The sequence below is a fragment of the Leucobacter sp. UT-8R-CII-1-4 genome (assembly GCF_030010235.1).
Taxonomy (GTDB): domain Bacteria; phylum Actinomycetota; class Actinomycetes; order Actinomycetales; family Microbacteriaceae; genus Leucobacter.
This window is the reverse complement of sequence record NZ_JASCRS010000003.1, coordinates 132,308-149,846: the sequence shown is the minus strand read 5'-3', so window position 1 is coordinate 149,846 and position 17,539 is coordinate 132,308. Positions and strand designations below refer to the sequence as shown.

18 protein-coding genes are annotated in these 17,539 nt (G+C 57.6%); 5 read left to right on the top strand and 13 right to left on the bottom strand.

The features are described 5' to 3' along the window. Positions 1-73 precede the first annotated feature (73 nt). Entirely contained in the window at positions 74-835 is a 762-nt protein-coding gene (locus tag QBL02_RS08085) for a sulfite exporter TauE/SafE family protein (RefSeq protein WP_282725902.1), read from the bottom strand. A gap of 74 nt (positions 836-909) precedes the next feature. On the opposite strand from QBL02_RS08085, the gene QBL02_RS08080 reads away from it, so the two are divergent. From QBL02_RS08080 to QBL02_RS08070, 3 genes are read left to right on the top strand one after another with little or no spacing between them, the layout of a single operon-like run. Continuing rightward, positions 910-1,599 carry an FCD domain-containing protein gene (locus QBL02_RS08080; RefSeq protein WP_282725901.1) on the top strand — a complete coding sequence of 230 codons (690 nt, stop codon included), beginning with the start codon at positions 910-912 and terminating at the stop codon, positions 1,597-1,599. 54 nt (positions 1,600-1,653) lie between these two features. Beyond that, positions 1,654-2,523 carry an LssY C-terminal domain-containing protein gene (locus QBL02_RS08075; RefSeq protein ID WP_282725900.1) on the top strand — a complete coding sequence of 290 codons (870 nt, stop codon included), beginning with the start codon at positions 1,654-1,656 and terminating at the stop codon, positions 2,521-2,523. Continuing rightward, on the top strand, positions 2,516-3,025 hold the full coding sequence (locus QBL02_RS08070) for a hypothetical protein (RefSeq protein ID WP_282725899.1): 510 nt from the start codon (positions 2,516-2,518) through the stop codon (positions 3,023-3,025). Before QBL02_RS08075 ends, QBL02_RS08070 begins: the two co-directional genes overlap by 8 nt. A 52-nt stretch (positions 3,026-3,077) precedes the next feature. Here the strand turns inward: QBL02_RS08070 and QBL02_RS08065 are convergent, their stop codons facing one another. The 10 genes from QBL02_RS08065 to QBL02_RS08020 all read right to left on the bottom strand — a co-directional run bounded on the left by QBL02_RS08065 (position 3,078) and on the right by QBL02_RS08020 (position 12,103). Next, entirely contained in the window at positions 3,078-3,380 is a 303-nt protein-coding gene (locus tag QBL02_RS08065; protein WP_282725898.1) for a phage holin family protein, read from the bottom strand. Positions 3,381-3,400: 20 nt separating this feature from the next. After that, positions 3,401-3,976, bottom strand: coding sequence for a hypothetical protein (locus QBL02_RS08060; RefSeq protein ID WP_282725897.1), 576 nt, complete (start codon positions 3,974-3,976; stop codon positions 3,401-3,403). Between the two features lie 128 nt (positions 3,977-4,104). Further along, entirely contained in the window at positions 4,105-5,487 is a 1,383-nt protein-coding gene (dnaB, locus tag QBL02_RS08055; RefSeq protein ID WP_282725896.1) for a replicative DNA helicase, read from the bottom strand. Positions 5,488-6,012: 525 nt separating this feature from the next. Further along, positions 6,013-6,462 (bottom strand): 50S ribosomal protein L9, encoded by a 450-nt coding sequence (gene rplI, locus QBL02_RS08050; RefSeq protein WP_282725895.1) that lies wholly within the window; start codon positions 6,460-6,462, stop codon positions 6,013-6,015. Between the two features lie 11 nt (positions 6,463-6,473). Beyond that, positions 6,474-6,734: a 30S ribosomal protein S18 gene (gene rpsR, locus QBL02_RS08045; RefSeq protein ID WP_282725894.1), complete on the bottom strand. Its 261-nt coding sequence runs from the start codon at positions 6,732-6,734 to the stop codon at positions 6,474-6,476. A gap of 43 nt (positions 6,735-6,777) precedes the next feature. Then, the gene (locus tag QBL02_RS08040; protein ID WP_282725893.1) at positions 6,778-7,314 is read right to left on the bottom strand and encodes a single-stranded DNA-binding protein; all 537 of its coding nucleotides are present in this window, start codon (positions 7,312-7,314) and stop codon (positions 6,778-6,780) included. A 3-nt stretch (positions 7,315-7,317) separates the two neighbouring features. After that, positions 7,318-7,677 (bottom strand): 30S ribosomal protein S6, encoded by a 360-nt coding sequence (gene rpsF, locus QBL02_RS08035; RefSeq protein WP_282725892.1) that lies wholly within the window; start codon positions 7,675-7,677, stop codon positions 7,318-7,320. A 177-nt stretch (positions 7,678-7,854) separates the two neighbouring features. Continuing rightward, complete coding sequence (locus tag QBL02_RS08030) at positions 7,855-10,242, bottom strand: bifunctional salicylyl-CoA 5-hydroxylase/oxidoreductase (protein ID WP_282725891.1); 2,388 nt, start codon at positions 10,240-10,242, stop codon at positions 7,855-7,857. Positions 10,243-10,334: 92 nt separating this feature from the next. Continuing rightward, entirely contained in the window at positions 10,335-11,243 is a 909-nt protein-coding gene (locus QBL02_RS08025) for an acyl-CoA thioesterase domain-containing protein (protein ID WP_282725890.1), read from the bottom strand. After that, a complete protein-coding gene (locus QBL02_RS08020) occupies positions 11,240-12,103 on the bottom strand; it encodes a fumarylacetoacetate hydrolase family protein (RefSeq protein ID WP_282725889.1) in 864 nt (287 codons plus the stop codon). The genes QBL02_RS08025 and QBL02_RS08020 overlap by 4 nt, the downstream gene beginning before the upstream one ends. 226 nt (positions 12,104-12,329) lie before the next feature. Here QBL02_RS08020 and QBL02_RS08015 point away from each other — a divergent pair, with 226 nt between their 5' ends. Continuing rightward, positions 12,330-12,737, top strand: a complete 408-nt coding sequence (locus tag QBL02_RS08015; RefSeq protein ID WP_282725887.1) for a RidA family protein — start codon at positions 12,330-12,332, stop codon at positions 12,735-12,737. A 141-nt stretch (positions 12,738-12,878) separates the two neighbouring features. Then, positions 12,879-13,706 carry a PaaX family transcriptional regulator C-terminal domain-containing protein gene (locus tag QBL02_RS08010; RefSeq protein WP_282725886.1) on the top strand — a complete coding sequence of 276 codons (828 nt, stop codon included), beginning with the start codon at positions 12,879-12,881 and terminating at the stop codon, positions 13,704-13,706. Positions 13,707-13,811: 105 nt separating this feature from the next. Here QBL02_RS08010 and QBL02_RS08005 read toward each other — a convergent pair whose 3' ends face one another. Together QBL02_RS08005 and QBL02_RS08000 are read right to left on the bottom strand one after the other, a co-directional pair. Beyond that, positions 13,812-15,551 (bottom strand): hypothetical protein, encoded by a 1,740-nt coding sequence (locus QBL02_RS08005; protein ID WP_282725885.1) that lies wholly within the window; start codon positions 15,549-15,551, stop codon positions 13,812-13,814. Positions 15,552-15,708: 157 nt separating this feature from the next. Beyond that, complete coding sequence (locus QBL02_RS08000; protein WP_282725884.1) at positions 15,709-17,361, bottom strand: AMP-binding protein; 1,653 nt, start codon at positions 17,359-17,361, stop codon at positions 15,709-15,711. Between the last annotated feature and the right edge of the window lie 178 nt (positions 17,362-17,539).

Here is a 17,539-nt window from a genome sequence, read left to right as displayed (position 1 = left end):
CTCACTCCATTGAGATGTGGTCCAACCAATTGGTCAGACCGATGTTAACTGATGATTTTCTGTCGCGCAACACTCAGCCGCGCAACAGTGCCACAAATGAGCCGATGCCAACGAGGGCAACAAAAGCGCGAAACAGCCAAGGCGGCAACAAGCGACCAAGACGCACCCCGACAAGCGCGCCGACCACTGAACTCACGGCAAGAACAATCACCACAGGCCAGTGGATTGTGCCCACGAGCAAAAACACCGCGGCAGCCGAGAACCCGGCGGCCGTTTGTAAGAGATTTTTGAGCGCATTGATCGTGTGGGTTGACTCCGAGAACAAACTGCCAAGGATGCCAACAATCAGAACCCCTTGCGCCGCGCCAAAGTAGCCGCCATATAGACCCGTTAGCGCGGTGAGTCCGACCGCAGTTCCCGTTCGTGCAGGCGAAGCCTCCTTCGCCGCTGCACCCTCTTTTGGTTGCACGAGCGGCTGCACGAGCACGAGCACAGTGCCGACCGCGATGAGCCAAGGCGCTACCGCAGAAAAGCCCTCTGGCGGCAGCAGCAACAGGGCAAACGCGCCGCCAATCGCGGCCAGCACCGTGACTATCAGGAGCGGCACAGCAAGCCGCCACACTTCGCGCAGCTCCTTTCGATAGCCCCAAACGCCCATCACGTTTCCGACCGAAAGCCCCACGGTGTTTGAAACATTCGCGACCACCGGTGGCATTCCGCCCAGCAATAGCGCGGGAAAGGTGAGCAATGACCCAGAACCCACAACCGTGTTCACGAAACCGGCGAGCAGCCCGGCTCCCGCCACAGCGATGTACCACCAGATGTCCATTTCCATCCGCATCCCTCTCCCCGAAATGGTCCAACCAATAACTATAGTGAGAGGTCCGACCAATATGGTAACTTTGTGGCATGACGCTAGGGTTCGAACCGGTACAAGTTGACGCCGGTGCTGGCGTAGCCACTTCGAGCCATGTGGCTTCGACAATTCTTGGTCTTATTCAAGAGGGCAAAATCCTGCCCGGTCAGCCCCTTCCGCCCGAGCGCGACCTTGCCGAATCACTCGTCGTTTCGCGCACAACTGTGCGCGAGGCGATCCACGAACTCACCCTGCGTGGCATCATTCGCAAGCGCCAGGGTTCCGGCACTGTTGTCATCGCACCGTCAAGCGCTTCCGAGCACCTGCTGCGAGAAATGTCACAGTCAGACCGCGACACGCTCGAAGAAATCGATCTTCGTCTGGTGCTTGAGCCTCAAGTTTCCGGGCTTGCCGCCGCGCGCCGCACTGACAGCGATCTGGTGAGTTTGGCGGCCTGCTGCAACGACGACCCGGCATCGCTCAGCACCGAAGAATCTCTCGAACTCGACCAAGCCTTTCACGCTGCCATTGCCCGTGCAGCTCAGAATCAATTGATCGCTTCTCTCGAGCGAGTGGTTTCCGAGTGGGTACTTGATTTTCGTCGCAGTTCGCATCTCACGGCTGAGGGCCGCGTTGCTTCGATGAACGGCCACCGGCAGATTCTTGATGCAATCACGCGGGGCGATACCGATGCCGCCGTACGACTGATGTCTGATCACATTCAGGACGTTGGCACGATCTAAACCAGTCCGCACACTGCGGGCCACATTTGCCGCTTGAATCGCTACCATGAAGTCATGACCAAGCGTGCAGAGCGCAGTACATCGACGCCCCCGAACGAACCGCGGCGTCGAGTTTCTGTGCTTACCGCACTTGATCAGTTCTTTTTTGTATTCGCTGGCCTCGCGGCCGTCTGGTTTGCGTGGTTGCTTCTCAACGAGAGCTTTCACACTGGCTGGTGGGGCATTCCAGTCTTCATAGTGTTCTGGGGCATGCTCGCCTATCTGGCGCTCCCCCGACTTCACCGCATGCTCACGACGATTTACGTGCCCGACTACTTTATTGGCCGTACTCGCACGAGCGATGGATTGCTCGGCGATCCGATCAACCTTGCCCTCCTCGGCGATGAGACCCAATTGCACCAAGCAATGAGCAATGCTTCATGGACACTTGCCGACGATGTCACTCTGAAGTCTTCCTGGCGCATCATCGCCTCGACCGTCACACGAAAAAGCTACGACGAAGCCCCCGTGAGCCCGCTGTTTCTCTTCGGTCGCAAACAGGATTTTGCTTATCAACAAGAAGTCGAGGGCAACCCCGCGAAGCGACACCATGTTCGGTTCTGGCGCACTCCTGACGATTGGCTACTGCCGGGCGGTACTCGGGTTGATTGGCTCGCCGCCGGTACTTTCGATCGAGCGGTCGGCTTCTCTCTCTTCACGCTGCAGGTTACTCACAAGATTGAAGCTGACATTGATATCGAACGCGACCACATCATTGCGAGCGTTCAAGAAGCTCACCCAGAATCAGAGTTGCATGTGCTCCGCGAATTCTCGACCGGCTATCATTCCCGAAACGGCGGCGGCGATAGCATCCGCACCGACGGGCATCTACCGGTCATAGACCTCAGCCCTCTCAAGACTTCGGCGGTGGATCGCGATGCCTGAGCAGGAAACCAGAAAACGAAGGGCGAGTGAGCCAGTCGACTTGCTGCTCACCCGGTCTGAGGGCTCTCATGTCGCTGTAGAGAAGCGCCCAATTTCAACCTCGCTCGGCGCCTTTTTTGTGTTTGCGCGTGGGTTTGTCGGCCTCTTTTGGCTGGCGGGCTTTTATTTGGCGTGGCCGACGGTCGCCGCAGAAGAGGGCCTCAGCGGCGAGATCAGCAGCTTCGCTCTCTGGGTGGTAATCGCTTTTGGCGGCTTGGCGTCGATTGTCTCGATGTCGATCGCGACGCTTGTGTACCGGGGTAGCAATTGGGCTCGCCTAGTGGAGCTTTTTGGTGTCACCTTCAGCATCATTACGTCAGCTGTCGGCTATTTCGCAAACGGCGAGAAGATCACGATCGACACCACTCTGCTCACGCTCGCACTCGATATTCTTGTGCTGCTCGCGCTTTCTAGCCGAGATGCCAGGTCTTGGGCGAGACTCCCCCGCGCCCAGCGTCAGTGATCAGCATTCGCTTACTCGGCGGCACAGCACCGGGTGTTGCGAATATCTGGACTTAGTGCCAGTTGCCCTTGTCGGGCTGCTGCAGATCCTTGCGCGCCTCAACGTCGTCGTCGCTTGGCTTTCCGCCGAGACCGATCAGCGCGAGGGTTACCAGGGCGACGATGAAGACAATCACCGCAACAATGCCGGCCTTCGCGAAGTCCACAATGCCCTCTGGGGTGCGCAACACCAGCATCACAATGAGGCCAGCAAATACCGCCAGTACTCCAGAGAAACCAACGAGCTCAAGCGGACGCAAACGATCGCGACGGGTTGGCTCGAGTGGGTTCGGATCAGGCTGGTTTTGGTCAGTCATCTTCAGTTCCAGTTGCTCTTTTAGTTAGTCTCTTGGGTCACAACCGATACCGGGGCGCTTGCCTCACGGGTATCAAGGGCGGCAATCGCGAGGAAGACACCTCGAACAATTGCGTACGCGCCGAAGAAGCCGATCACTGCGATCGGATCCGAGCTCGTCATGAGCGTGGCAGCCGCAAGCGCCACGCTCAGTAGCAGTGACGGCAGCGCAACGCGGGGCGGCTGCGTCTTGCGCACAAGACGCATCGTGGTGATCAGAGCGGTGAGCAGAGCCCAAATGGCAACGATCAACGCAAGGGTGGTGGTGTCGGTGACGGCGATCAGCGAGCCAGCCGCAGCGAAAGCAACTACGGCGCGGGCCGCGATCCACCAGCTTTCGTTGGTTCCGCGAGCTGCCGAGTATTCCAGCAGGGTTGCCGCGCCGATCAGCACAAAGCCAACCCCGAGCACCCAAATGTTGAACTCGAACTGGCTGTGCAGAGGAGCGGTGAAGGCAATAGCCACACCGATAACAACCAGTACCGCCGCACGAATCAAGTGCGCGGTGCGAAGTGCGCGAGCCTCGTGAGATGCCTCAGCCGCAAGTTCTCGCTTCATCCCCGCCTCCGTATCCCTGTTCATATCAAACACAGTCTACTCCCCCTTATCTACAAGGGAGCTCAGCACCTCGCCGAGTGAGCAACACGTCTCCGCCGGTAAGGCTTTGAGCTGGTTCTGACTCTGAGCTATAGGCCTGATGGCATATCGGCGAAACGGGAGTAGTGACCCTGGAACGCCACCGTCACGATGCCGGTGGGTCCGTTACGTTGCTTCGCGAGAATAAAGTCTGCTTCACCGGCGCGTGGGCTATCTCGGTCTCCCGCTGCCTCACGGTGCAGCAGAATGACCATGTCGGCGTCCTGCTCAAGCGAACCCGATTCACGGAGGTCGCTAATCGCTGGCATCTTGTCAGCACGCTGTTCAGAAGCACGGTTCAGCTGTGACAGTGCAACAACCGGAACCTCAAGCTCTTTTGAAAGCAGCTTGAGCGAACGTGAAAACTCCGAGACCTCTTGCTGACGGCTCTCTGATTTTTTGCCAGAAGAGAGCAACTGCAGATAGTCAATAACAACCATCTTGAGACCGTGTTGCTGCTTCAGACGCCGACACTTTGCCCGAATCTCGACGAGGGTCAGGTTTGGGCTGTCGTCGATGAAGAGCGGCTTTTCTGCAATGCGAGCCTGCGTGGCTGCGAGCTTCTGAAAATCTCGATTGTCGAGCGTTCCCTTGCGGAGCGTTTGTAGCGGTACAGACGCCTCAGCCGAGAGCAATCGCATTGCAATCTCAGCACGGCCCATCTCAAGGGAGAAGAATACGGTCGGTGCGTCGGCGTGCACAGAAGCGTTTCGCGCAACGTCGAGAGCGAGCGTTGACTTACCCATTGCCGGGCGAGCCGCGATGATAATCATCTGACCGCCCGCAAAGCCGTTTGTCAGTGCATCCAGCTCACTAAAGCCGGTTGGCACACCCAACATGCCTTCAGGGGTGTCGCGGGCCTTTGAGATCTCTTCGAAAGCGGCGTCAACGGCAAGTGAGAGCGTGACATAATCTTCGGCTTGGTCGGCACCGGTGACCGTGTAGATCTCGGCCTGTGCCGTGTTCACAAGGTCGACAGCCTCGCCCTCACCCGCGTAGCCCATTGCGGTAATTCTGGTGCCGGCTTCGACCAGGCGACGCAGCAGCGCCTTCTCTGCGACGATCTCTGCGTAGAAACTAGCGTTTGCCGCTGTCGGCACAATGCTCGTGAGTGTGTGCAGGTACTCAACGCCGCCGGCACGTTGAAGGTCACCGGACTTGGTCAGCTGGTCGGTCACCGTAATTACGTCAGTTGGATCGCCCTGCGAGTAGAGCGTGAGCACGGCCTCATAGATGACTTCGTGCTTTGGTACGTAGAAGTCTCCCGGCCGCAACTGGCCGGTCACATCGGCGACGGCGTCTTTCGAAAGCAACATGCCGCCGAGCACGCTCTGTTCAGCGAGCAGGTCGTGCGGTGGCACGCGCTCAAAGCCACGAGAGTCGTCGCCGTACTCCGGGGGTGCCTCGGGGATGCCGAGATGCGAGATCGACAATCCGTTCTCCTTTCGTGGGAGGTGTGGCCGAGTGGGCAGATACGCCTGACGTTCACCCAGTAGACACCAGACCTCCGACATTCACGCTAGAGGGCTTCGTTCGTGGCGGCAAATGAGGCACAGAGCAGCCTGTGGATAACTTCGTGGATAACTCACCACATTTCCCCGCGTGTTATTCACACTTCTGGGGATAACTTGTGGAGAACTTTTCTGCAGCATTGCATTAATTCCACTTGATCAGGGATTTTGATAAATATTGCCTGTGGAGTTATTCAAGTCTCAGGTGCAGCTTTAACCTTGCCTGGGAACTTCACCTGTGGACAAACACCCTAAAAATCTCGGCTTGTCAAGTGTTTCGCGACACGCCGCGAGATATATTTGGACAACTGCCTATTACCCACGGAAATCCGCGGAAGTTGTCGTTACGCAACCCTCAAGTAAACAATGAGTGTCTGGGTGCATCAGGGCCAAAAACGCAAAAGCGGGACTGCACCGAAGTGCAACCCCGCTTTTTTGCTGCTCGAATTAGCGAGCTGCGATCACCTGAAGCGTGACCTTTGCGTCAACGCCCTCGTGCAGGTGGATGGTTGCGTTGTACTCGCCAGTCGTCTTGATCACTGGAAGAGTGATCTTGCGCTTGTCGATCTCGCCAACGCCAGCCTCAGCAACAGCAGAAGCCACTGCAGCAGGCTTGATCGAACCGAAGAGACGACCCTCAGCACCAGTCTTAGCGAACAGGCGAATCTTGTTCTCCTGCAGCTTTGCCTTGAGTGCCTGTGCGTCTTCTACCGAAGCCAGTGCGCGAGCCTCGCGAGCCTTACGGATCTGAGCAACCTGAGCCTCGCCACCGCGAGTCCAGTGCACAGCGTAGCCCTGAGGAACGAGGTAGTTACGGGCGTAGCCGTTCTTTACCTCGACCACGTCACCGGCACTGCCGAGACCCAGAACTTCATTAGTCAGAATCACCTTTGCCATGATTCTCCTCCTTAGCGGCCGCTGCCGGCGTAGGGGAGCAGAGCCATCTCGCGGGCGTTCTTCACTGCCTTCGCGATCAGTCGCTGCTCCTGTACCGACACACCGGTGATGCGACGGGCGCGGATCTTGCCGCGCTCAGAAATGAACTTGCGGAGCGTTGCGACATCCTTGTAATCGATGACGCCCACGGTCTGCTTCTTTGCGGGTGCGGCGACCTTAGCGTTCTTACCGCGACCCGGCTTGCGGCCTGCGCCGCTTGCCTTACCTGCCATGATGAATCTCTTTTCGTATATGCCCGTTACCGGGCGAAGCTAATTAGAAAGGCTGCTCGTCGTCGAAGCCCGAGCCGAAACCGCCGCCCTGTGGTGCAGCTGGCTGACCACCCGGGTTGCCCCATGGGTTGTCGTTTGCCTGCGGCGCCGCTGGACGACCCCAATCGCTCTGCCCTGCGGGCTGACCGCCACCGAAACCGCCGCCCTGTCCGCGTGACTGCGCACGCGTCACCTGAGCGGTGGCGTAACGCAGCGATGGGCCGATCTCGTCAATATCGAGCTCATAGCTCGTACGACGCTGACCGTCCTTATCGTCGTAGCTGCGCTGACGCAGGTTGCCGCGTGCAATGACGCGCATACCCTTGGTCAGCGAATTAGCTACGTGCTCAGCGAACTCACGCCAGACAGTTGCGCGAAGGAACAGCGCTTCGCCGTCCTTCCACTCATTTGACTGACGATCAAAAGTGCGGGGGGTCGAAGCGATCGTGAACGACGCGAAGGGCACACCGCTGTTGGTGTACCGCATCTCGGGATCAGCGGTGAGGTTGCCCACCACCGTGATCACGGTCTCGCCGGCCATGACTTACGCGCCCTGCTTCGCAGCGCGAGCGGCCTTAGCCTGATCACGCTTTGCCTGAGCTGCACGCTGTGCGATGAGCTCGTCGGAACGGAGCACCTTGGTGCGGAGGACTGCCTCGCTGAGGCCAAGCTGACGCTCGAGCTCTGCGGTTGCCTCGGGGGTAGCGGTGAAGTTTACGACGACGTAGACGCCCTCGCTGTGCTTCTTGATCTCGTAAGCGAGACGGCGCTTGCCCCAGATGTCGACTGCCTGCACCTCGCCGTCAGCGTTACGGATAACGCCGAGGAACTTGTCGATGCTAGGAGCCACGGTGCGCTCATCGATACCGGGATCGAGGATGACCATGAGTTCGTACGGATGCATTACTGACCCACCTCCTTCGGTCTACGCGGCCACAGAATTTCTGTGACAGGAGGGTGTTTATGCACGTGCCCGGAGACTCACTCAGAATGAGGATCGCCCAGACAACCTTTACATCTTAGCAGGATGTTGGCGATCTGGGCGATCGGGTTTTACAGGATGTGTGGGGGACTCCCGTCGCTATGAAATAGCGACGGTTTCTCCGTGTACCCAGCGAGTGTGCGTTGGCTCCTCAGTGACTCCCGCCAATAGCTCAAGCCGTGGTCGCACCGCATCGGTGCGCGACACGGGTGGCTTGCGCCGACCAGCGCGGTACGGATCGATCCATTCGGCTGCAGCACCGCGGTATTCCTGATCTGCCGCGGCGTGGAGCGTCCAGTGCGGATCCCAAAGGTGTGTGCGTCCGAGCGCGATCAGATCGGCACGTCCCGCAAGCAGAATCGAGTTCACATCGTCATACGATGAGATGGCCCCGACGGCGACAACACCGGCACCGGCTCTGCGTGAGACAAGATTTCGAATCTTGTCGGCAAACGGAGTTTGATAGCTGCGCCCGTACTCTGGTCGCTCATGCTTCACAACCTGACCTGATGAGACATCGATCGCATCGGCCCCATGCTCAATGAATGCAGCTGCAATTGCAACAGCGTCATCGTCGGTGTTCCCTCCCGGAGCCCAATCGCTCGCTGAGATTCGCACCATCATGGGCCGCTCTGCTGGCCAGGCGGCGCGCACTGCGTCAAATACCTCGAGCGGGTAGCGCAGCCGGTTTTCGAGTGATCCACCGTATTCATCTGTGCGCTGATTTGCCAGCGGCGACAGGAACGACGAGAGAAGGTACCCGTGTGCTGCGTGCAGCTCAAGTACGTCAAATCCCGCTTCTTCGGCTCGTTTCGTCGCGGTGACATAGTCAGCGGTAATCCGGTCGAGGTCAGCTCTCGTAGCCTCACGCGGCACATTGCTGCCTGGGCCGTAGGGGAGTGCTGAGGGCGAAATGACTTCCCAGCCACCGATTGGCAGTGGGTCATCGATGCCTTCCCACATCACCTTTGTTGAGCCTTTGCGCCCGGAGTGTCCAAGCTGCGCTCCGATTTTTGCTGTGCTCGTGCTGTGCACAAAATCAACAATTCGACGCCAAGCATCGCGCTGCTCATCACTGTAGAGGCCGCTATCCGCTGGCGAAATACGCCCATCTGCTGAGGGTGCGATCATCTCGGTCATCAAAAGCCCAGCACCGCCGACCGCGCGTGACCCGAGGTGCACGAGGTGATAGTCGCCGACAACTCCTTCGTGCGCCATGTACTGATCCATGGCAGACACAACAATTCTGTTCCTGAGCGTCAGGCCGCCCAGCTGATAGGGCTGAAACATTGCGGGAGTATTGACGCTCGAGGCTTCACCTTCAGTTCGCGCGAAATCGGCCTGCACCTCTTTTGCGAACGCTGGATCGCGCAGCGCCAGGTTGTCAAAGGTAATTCGGCGAGAACGCGTCAGCAGGTTGAAGGCGAATTGCACCGGCTCCTGTTCGGCATATTGACCAATGTTTTCAAACCACTCGAGCGACGCTTGCGCTGCACGCTGCAATGAAAGCACGACTGGGCGGCGCTCGGCTTCGTAGGCTTCGAGCGCAGATGGGATGTCTGGCTGTTCGTGCATGTTCGCTGCGAGGGCGAGGGCATCTTCGAGGGCGAGCTTGGTGCCGGAGCCAATAGAGAAGTGTGCGGTGTGCGCCGCATCTCCAAGCAGCACCACATTGTTGTGGCTCCACTTTTCATTGCGCACTGTATGAAAGGTGACCCATTTGGAGTTGTTGGTGAGCAGTTTCGCGCCGTCCAACTCTTCGCTAAAGATTTCGGCGATCTGGGCGACCGAATCCTCGTCGTTTACTCCCGGCGGGAATACTTTGCCTTCGCTCGCGTCAAAACCGGCCGCGCGCCAGGCGTCTTCAGGCATCTCCACCAGGAAGGTGCTTTCGTTTTCTGCATAGGGATACGCGTGTACCTGCATGATGCCCCAGGGGGTGTGTTTCACGTAAAACGTGAATGCTTCGAGCGCGCGATCGACGCCGAGCCACATAAATCTGGTCTTGCGTGGGTCAAGACTCGGTTTGAACGTCTCGGCGTAGTGCGGACGAATTCGTGAGTTGATGCCGTCAGAGGCGATCACCAGGTCGTAGTCACGCGAGAGTTCGTCAACGTCTGGCGCTTCAGTGCGAAAGAGCAATTCGACACCGAGCTCACGCGCTCTGTCTTGCAGTAGCAACAGCAGTTGTTTACGACTCGATGCGGCAAAACCCTGGCCACCTATCGTGAGCACCTCGCCTCCAAAGTGCACATCAATATCGCTCCACCTCGCGAAGTTTTGCTGAGTAATTCGGTAGAACTCCGGGTCAGAGTTTTCAATACCGCTCAGCGTTTCATCGCTAAAGACCACACCAAAGCCAAAGGTGTCGTCTGGCGCATTGCGTTCCCACACGGTGATCTCATGACTTGGGTCGAGCTTCTTCGCAAGCACCGAGAAGTACAGGCCGGCTGGCCCGCCTCCGACTACTGCAATCTTTTTGCCCATTTCAGTTCCTTTATTTCTGTGGTTCGGTGCCGCTCCGTTGCGGTCGAACGTTTTCAAACGAATCACCCCTGATTCGCAGTGATTTTTACTGTTTATCCCTGCCGAAGCAGGCCTTCCTGCATGACTGTGGCGACGAGAACACCATCACGGGCAAAGAATCGTCCGAGGTTTAGACCCCGCCCACTTTGCACACCTGCTGACTCCTGCAGATACAGCAGCCACTCATCGGCACGGGCTGGTTGGTGAAACCACATCGCGTGGTCAAGGCTCGCTGTGACTAAGCCAGGTGCCGACCAGTGCGTGCCCAAATCGCGAAGCGATGGCTCAAGAATCGTGTAATCGCAGACGTAGCTCACTGCGAGCTGGTGCACGCGTGGCTCATCTGGCAAAGCGGTGAATGCGCGCACCCAAACTCCGCGATGCTCGGCTTCGAGGCCGTCGATGCGCGTGTAGAGCGGTCCAGGTATGTGTCGAATGTCAAAGCTGCGTCCATGAGCCCAATAGTCGTCGGCCTCGTCGCGCCCACTTGGGTTGGCTGCAAGGTATTCGGCAGAGCTGGGCAGTTCTTCTGGCGCCGGCACTTCAGGCATGTTGGGGCCGAGGATCGGCCCTGTCTCTGGCACTTGAAATGAGGCGGTGCACATGAACACTGCTTTGCCGTGCTGATAGCCACGCACATGCCTGGTTGAATAACCTCGGCCGTCACGCAAGAGTTCGACTTCGTAGCGAACCGGTGTGCTGATTTCAACGGGCCTCAGGAAAGCACTGTGCAGTGAGTGCAGGGTGCGGTCGTCGCCGATCGTCGCAATTGCTGCCGCTGCCGCTTGCGCCACTGAGTCGCCGCCGTAGGCTTTAGGCCACGGTACGTACTGCGGGGTAACCAGGAACGCGCGATCAAGGTGTTCGGCCTCAGTCTCTTGCAGTTGGATCGCAGCAAGAAACCGGCTGCTGTCTTGCTTATTAATAAGGTTGATGTTGTCAGAGTTGTGCTGGTCGTTCACGACTGGTTCTCGCCTTCGTGTGTGGTGCTCATGCTGATGCGATTGCGTAATTCGCCTATGCCTTCAATTGATGTGCGCAAGACTTCGCCGTGCTGCAGCCATCGTTGGGGTCGCATGCCAAGGCCCACGCCACCGGGAGTACCGGTGAGCACGATGTCTCCTGGGGCGAGCGGTGTGAATTGCGAGACATATGCGACGAGGTCTGCCGCGTCAAAGACAAGTTCTCTAGTGTTGCTCTGCTGCATCACCACCCCGTCAATCTCGCTCTTGATCTCAAGCCCTGCCGCGGGATCAAGCTCATCGGCTGTCACGACGACGGGGCCGATTGGTGTGGTTTCGGCCCAAGCCTTGCCTTGAAACCATTGCAGCGTGCGGCCCTGCCAGTCGCGATAAGAAACATCATTGGCGACGGTGTATCCGAGAATCGCTGCCGTTGCCTGTGCTCGTGTTGCCCGGCGAATGGGCGATCCAACGATCACTGCCAGCTCAGCTTCCCAATCAACCTGAATTGAATCGTCACCAACCTCAATCTGGTCGTTAGGCCCGATCTGGGTGTCTGCATACTTCGCAAAAAGCGTGGGGTACTCGGGCACGTCGCGTCCGGTTTCGACAATGTGGTCACGGTAGTTGAGTCCGCAGCACACGATTTTTGCTGCGTTGGGCAGGGGAGTGTGCAGTTCGGCGTCAGCAAGCTGAATGTCTTCATGCTCTGTTTCGCCGAGCGCTTTTTCTGCCTGGCTGCGCCAGTCAGCGTGACTGAAAAGTGAGCTGAGATTGTTGTCTTTGAGTAGCACCCAGGTGCTGTCCCGTTGCACGGCAGCACGGGTGCCGTGTGGGGTTCGAACTGTTGCCAAGCGCATCTTTGCTCCTTTGGAAATCTGGTCAGCCAGGGTGCCGCCTGGGTGAGTAGGGGGCTTCCATTCGTCACAGAATGACCATAGTATGACAGAATAGACGCGAACGTCACAATATTGAAACATATTTGAATTCGCGATCTTTATAGGTCAGCGTTGGATCGGCACCGCACAGTGACGTGCAGAACTGATTCATCAAGGCACGAGACTCAACCCCACCGAAAGAGGCACCATGTCCCGCATCATTGTGAACCCACCAGAATTGGTATCGCCGATTGGCTTTGCGCACGGAGTGAAGGCAGGCCCCTTTGTGTATCTCGGTGGCCAAACCGCCCTCGACGCGAACTACAAGATTGTGCCCGGTGGCATTTTGGAACAGTTTGAGCAGGCTTTCGGCAATGTGCTGGCTACCCTGCGCCACGCTGGCGGCCAACCAAGCGACCTTATTGATGTCACCATTTATCTGACCGATGTCGACGACTATCAGCGCAACGGTAAGGCAATCGGGGCAAAGTGGCGCGAAATGGCTGGCACCGAGTACCCCGCAATGGCGGGCATTGGCGTGACCAGACTCTGGCAGCCAGAAGCTTTGATCGAAGTGCAAGCGGTCGCCTACATTGCCGACGAGGTCAAATACTAAGTCTTCGCCTCGGCGTGAACGGCCGCAACCCGCAATCAATTCGGCTTGCGGCACACCCGGCACGATAGCCTTGGTGCGCGGCGCAGTGATCCTTGATCACTTACGTCAATGACGCCAGATCGCAAAGGGAAAGGCTCTCGCATGGCAAGCGGTGGCTCGCACACTCTGCTCGTCACACTGCTCGGCGGTTTCGCCAGGCGTACTGACGACTGGTTGCCAATCAGTGGCATCGTGACCCTACTTGGCGCTCTTGATATTGATGATTCAAGCGTGCGTACAGCGGTCTCGCGACTCAAAAAGCGTTCCTGGCTCGAGGCTGAGCGGCGCAACACACGTATTGGCTACACCCTCACAGATGAGGCGCGCGCCGCGCTTGAGGCTGGTGACCGGGTCATCTGGCACTCCCGCCAGCCTGCGCTTCTCGAAGATGGCTGGTGCATCACGAGCTTTTCTCTGCCAGAAGCGCAGCGTGCCAAGCGTCACCTGCTTCGCTCACGCCTTATGGCGCTTGGCTTTGGCAACGTTGGATCAGGAACCTGGATCGCTCCCGCGCGAATGACAGTCGAGGCCAGCGAGCTTGTTGAGACACTGGGCCTGAGTGAGAACACTGCAATTTTTGTAGGCACTCATGAGGGCGGTCAAGACATCGCCAAAATGGTTCGCGAGAGCTGGGACCTTGACGAGATCCATGAGCGCTATCGCGAGTTTGTCGCAACACATCAGCATGACTTTGACTCCCTTATCGCTGAGCACGGTGCCCAGGTTTCGCCGCGCATTGCATTTGTGCAGTACATGCGAGTACTTGACGATTGGCGTGTTTTGCCAATGCGTGACCCCGGCTTGCCGCGCGAGTTGCTGCGCGAGGATTGGGCCGGTGATGACGCCGTGCAATTGCTTGAGCGGGTAGTTGAAACGCTTGAGGCGCCTGCTCTCGAGTACGTGCGAAGCGTGGTCGACGCCCCCCGCTAGTTCATCCACTGTGCTTGTCATAACGCACAAGGAAACAGCAGTGCGCCCCACCCATCGAGCCTTTCGAGACGGGTGGGGCGCACTGCTGCGCTCACTAACTACCTACTAGAGTGACTGGCGTCGACGTGCGCTTGCCAGCAGTATTGCGCTACCAAGGGCAATGACGCCAAAGCCAATACCGAAAACAAGCACCGGATCACCTGAGCCAGTGTTCGCTAGTGAGTCACTGGGGCCAGGGCCCGGGCCTGGGTCCGGATCTGACCCTGCGCTCACGGTGATCGGAGCGCCATTAAGCACACCAATGATTCGAATGACATCGTCAATCGACTCCGCCGAAGCGTCAATTGTGAATACTCCTTCAGTTGCTCCGACAATCACATTGAAGTGCAGACTTGCCGGCAGATCGCAGTCAGTCGCGCCTGAAAGATCCCAATACAACTCACTCCCGTCAACATCAGGATCATCTGTGGTTGCGCCGGTGCTCGAACCGGTGACATACGTGAACTCATCGGGCAGAATCACTGAGTAGGTTCCGAGTTCGCATACCGAGGTAAATTCGGGCACATTGAGCGAGTAGCCGTTCATGGCGCCTGGAATCGAAGTTGCTGAATCAGCTACTGCACTAAGGGTTGCAAAGTCTCCCAACTCAATCTCAGCGGTTTGCAAAGCTGAAACAACAGCGAAGCTTGACGAAGTTCCTTCGACATCGATGTACCAGAAGCCTTCGTCTGGTCCGGTGGTGACGTTGAAGTGCACGCTCGTGCTTGCAGTTTGCTGCACAGCGAACGGGCCGCTCCACGTAAGCACCTGCTGACCATCACTATTTGTCGTGATAGCGGGTTCTCCCGTTGTAGCCCCGGTGGTGCTTCCCGCGGTGTATGCGAATCCCTCTGGCAAAGTGACAGTCAGCGTGTCAATGTCGTCGCTCACAAGCCCCGGGTTGCTGATCTTTACGGTGTATCCGTTTGACGAGTTGAAGCGGGCCATTGGTGAATCAGCGACCGCGGTGAGATTCAGAATGTGCGTGCCGCTCGGCGAGAGAATGTTCGAAAGGGATATGGTTTCGCTGCCACCTGGGTGCACCGTCAGATTCCAACTCAGACCTGTAGTGTTGTCGTCCTCGCCGGTCATGATGTAGTCAGGGAACGGCAAACCACTGTCAATTACATCCCAGACGTTTGAGTAGCTGTCAGTAACGTAGTTGCTGCCGGGCGTGCGTGGCCAGAATCCGATCAGCCTAGTGGGGTCTTCGGTATCTGCGCCGCCGACACACATCGGAGCTTCTCCTTGAACGAGCGCGCCTCGGCCTGAGTCGTCATCGCCGAAATAGCAGTCGGCCGCGCGATAGACAATGACATCGAGCGGATCGAGTGCCACATTACTGTCTGATTCGATCGTGATGGTGGTTTCCCACTCTTCATCACCATCGACATAGGTGTCCACCTGAGTCAGTGACAGCCCGGTAGTGCCGAGTTCAACAACCGTAGTCACAGTAAAGGGATCGCCGCTGGATCCGGTGCCACTCATTGGCGTCTGCGAAACAATGGTGTACGCCGTGACGTCTGGTCCCGCCGGCACATAGGCAGGCCCGAAAGTTTCCCAACTCGTTGCGTCGTTGGGATCAAATACCGTAACGAAAGTTCCGCAAGCCGTGTCGTCGTAGTAGGCGCCGTGGTCTTCATTGTCGTAGACAACAGCGCAGTTCAGGTCTTCGGTGACCGAAATGTTTAGTGGAACACCCGGCAGGATCTCGGTTGCAAAGGCGGCTGGCGCGACCAAGGCCGTCGCCAGTACCGCTGCACCCCCAAAAATGGACACAACAGTACGAATGAACTTTTTACTCATGGACGGTATACCATCACATCCGCACGCTTTGCCTCTAGAGAGCGTTCGCAATCCGGCAATTAATTTCAGGCGCCGAAATTATAGCTTCTGATCAGGACATTTGACCAAAAACTTCCAGAAAATACGGCCTATTGTTTGGAAGTTTCTCTTTGGTGTTCTATTCCAAATAGCTGTCTCTGAGTCGGAACCGCTGGATCTTGCCCGTCGTTGTTTTCGGTAGCTCATTCACGAAGCTGATCCGCCGCGGGTATTTATACGGTGCAATCTCACGCTTCACGTGGTCTTGCAATTCGCGCACGAGCTCGTCACTCTCAACCACACCTTCTCTGAGCACCACAGCGGCCGAGACGATGGTGCCGCGAGCGGCATCTGGGGCGCCAACCACGCAACACTCAAGTACCGCGGAGTGGGTCAGTAGCGCTTCTTCCACTTCGTAGCCAGCAATGTTGTACCCGGCAGAGACAATTATGTCGTCGTTGCGCCCCTGCGACCAGAGATACCCCTCGGCATCCCGTATATAGATGTCACCAGTGAGGTTCCAGCCATTCTGCACGTAGACCTCCTGCCGATACCCGCCAAGATATCTGCAGCCGGTTGGGCCTTTCACGGCAAGGCGGCCGGGAACACCGGTCTCTGCCCGTTCGCCCTCGTCATCAAGAACATCAACCACAAATCCAGGCACTGCTCGGCCTGTTGATCCTGGCCGAATCTCATCGTCAGCCGCCGAAGCGAATACGTGCAGCATCTCGGTAGATCCGATGCCATCAATAACTGAAATTCCAGTCGCATTTTTTACAGCATGCCAAGTTGAAGCAGGCAAGTGTTCACCGGCAGAGACCGCTCGGCGTAGCCCGGCCAACTCGCCAATCTTGCCACCCGCAATCATGGCCTTGTAGGCCGTCGGAGCGGTGAGGCAAATCGTGACACCGTGCTCGGCAATCAAATCCGCCAGCACCAGCGGGGGAGCGACTTCAAGCAGCAGCACCGAAGCCCCTGCCCTGAGCGGAAAGACCACCGCGCCACCAAGCCCAAAGGTAAACGCAATCGGCGGAGTACCCACAAACACATCTTCAGCGTGCGGTCGCAAAACTTTTGCCGAGAACGTGTCGGCAATCGCAAGTAAGTCTCGGTGAAAATGCATGGTGGCCTTTGGCCGACCAGTGGTGCCAGAAGTAAATGCCAGCAGTGCCACATCGTCAGCGGCGGTGTCAATCGCGTCATACTCGGCAGGTAGCCCGGCAATGGCGGCACCGATCCCAGCAAGGCTCGGGTCGTCGTCACCAAACGACACCACCCGCAGTCCCGAGACGGGAACCTGCTCTATCTCTTCGAGGTAGCGATGATCACTCAATGCAAAAGAGATTTCAGCCACCTCACAAATCGCCTCAAGCTCACGCGCGCGCAGCATTGGCATTGTGGTGACAGCAACCGCCCCCGCCTTGAGCACGCCAAACCAGCAAGCCACCAGCCAAGGGTTGTTCGGCCCGCGCAACAATACGCGGTTTCCCGGCACAATCCCGTAGTGATCGGTAAGTGCTCGAGCGATACGATTCGAGGTGTCGCGCAATTGGCCATATGTCCAAATGGCTCCGTGCTGGCCACGCAAGGCTGGCCGGTCTTCGCCAAAGGTTTCGGCAACACGATCGAGCAACTCAACACCGGCATTCAGACGATCCGGGTACTGCAACTCTGGCAAATCAAAGATTAGTTCTGGCCAGCTATCGCGTTCAGGTAGGTTGCGTCGGCAAAAGTCATCAATATGAGCTGACGGTGCGAGTTCGACCGGGTGTGCCGATGGCGACATTGCCATTTCAGCCTCCAAGCGTCAAGAGTTGGAACTTGAGCGGAAACGACCCTGTCCCGCCAATCTTTGATAAGAATATGCCGATTCTGTGACGTTCGTCAACATATGGAGGTAAATCTTTGTCTTTGATTCTCTGTGCGCAGCAAAGCCCGTAAATCGACTACCGATCCAGCGTGCCTGCGGC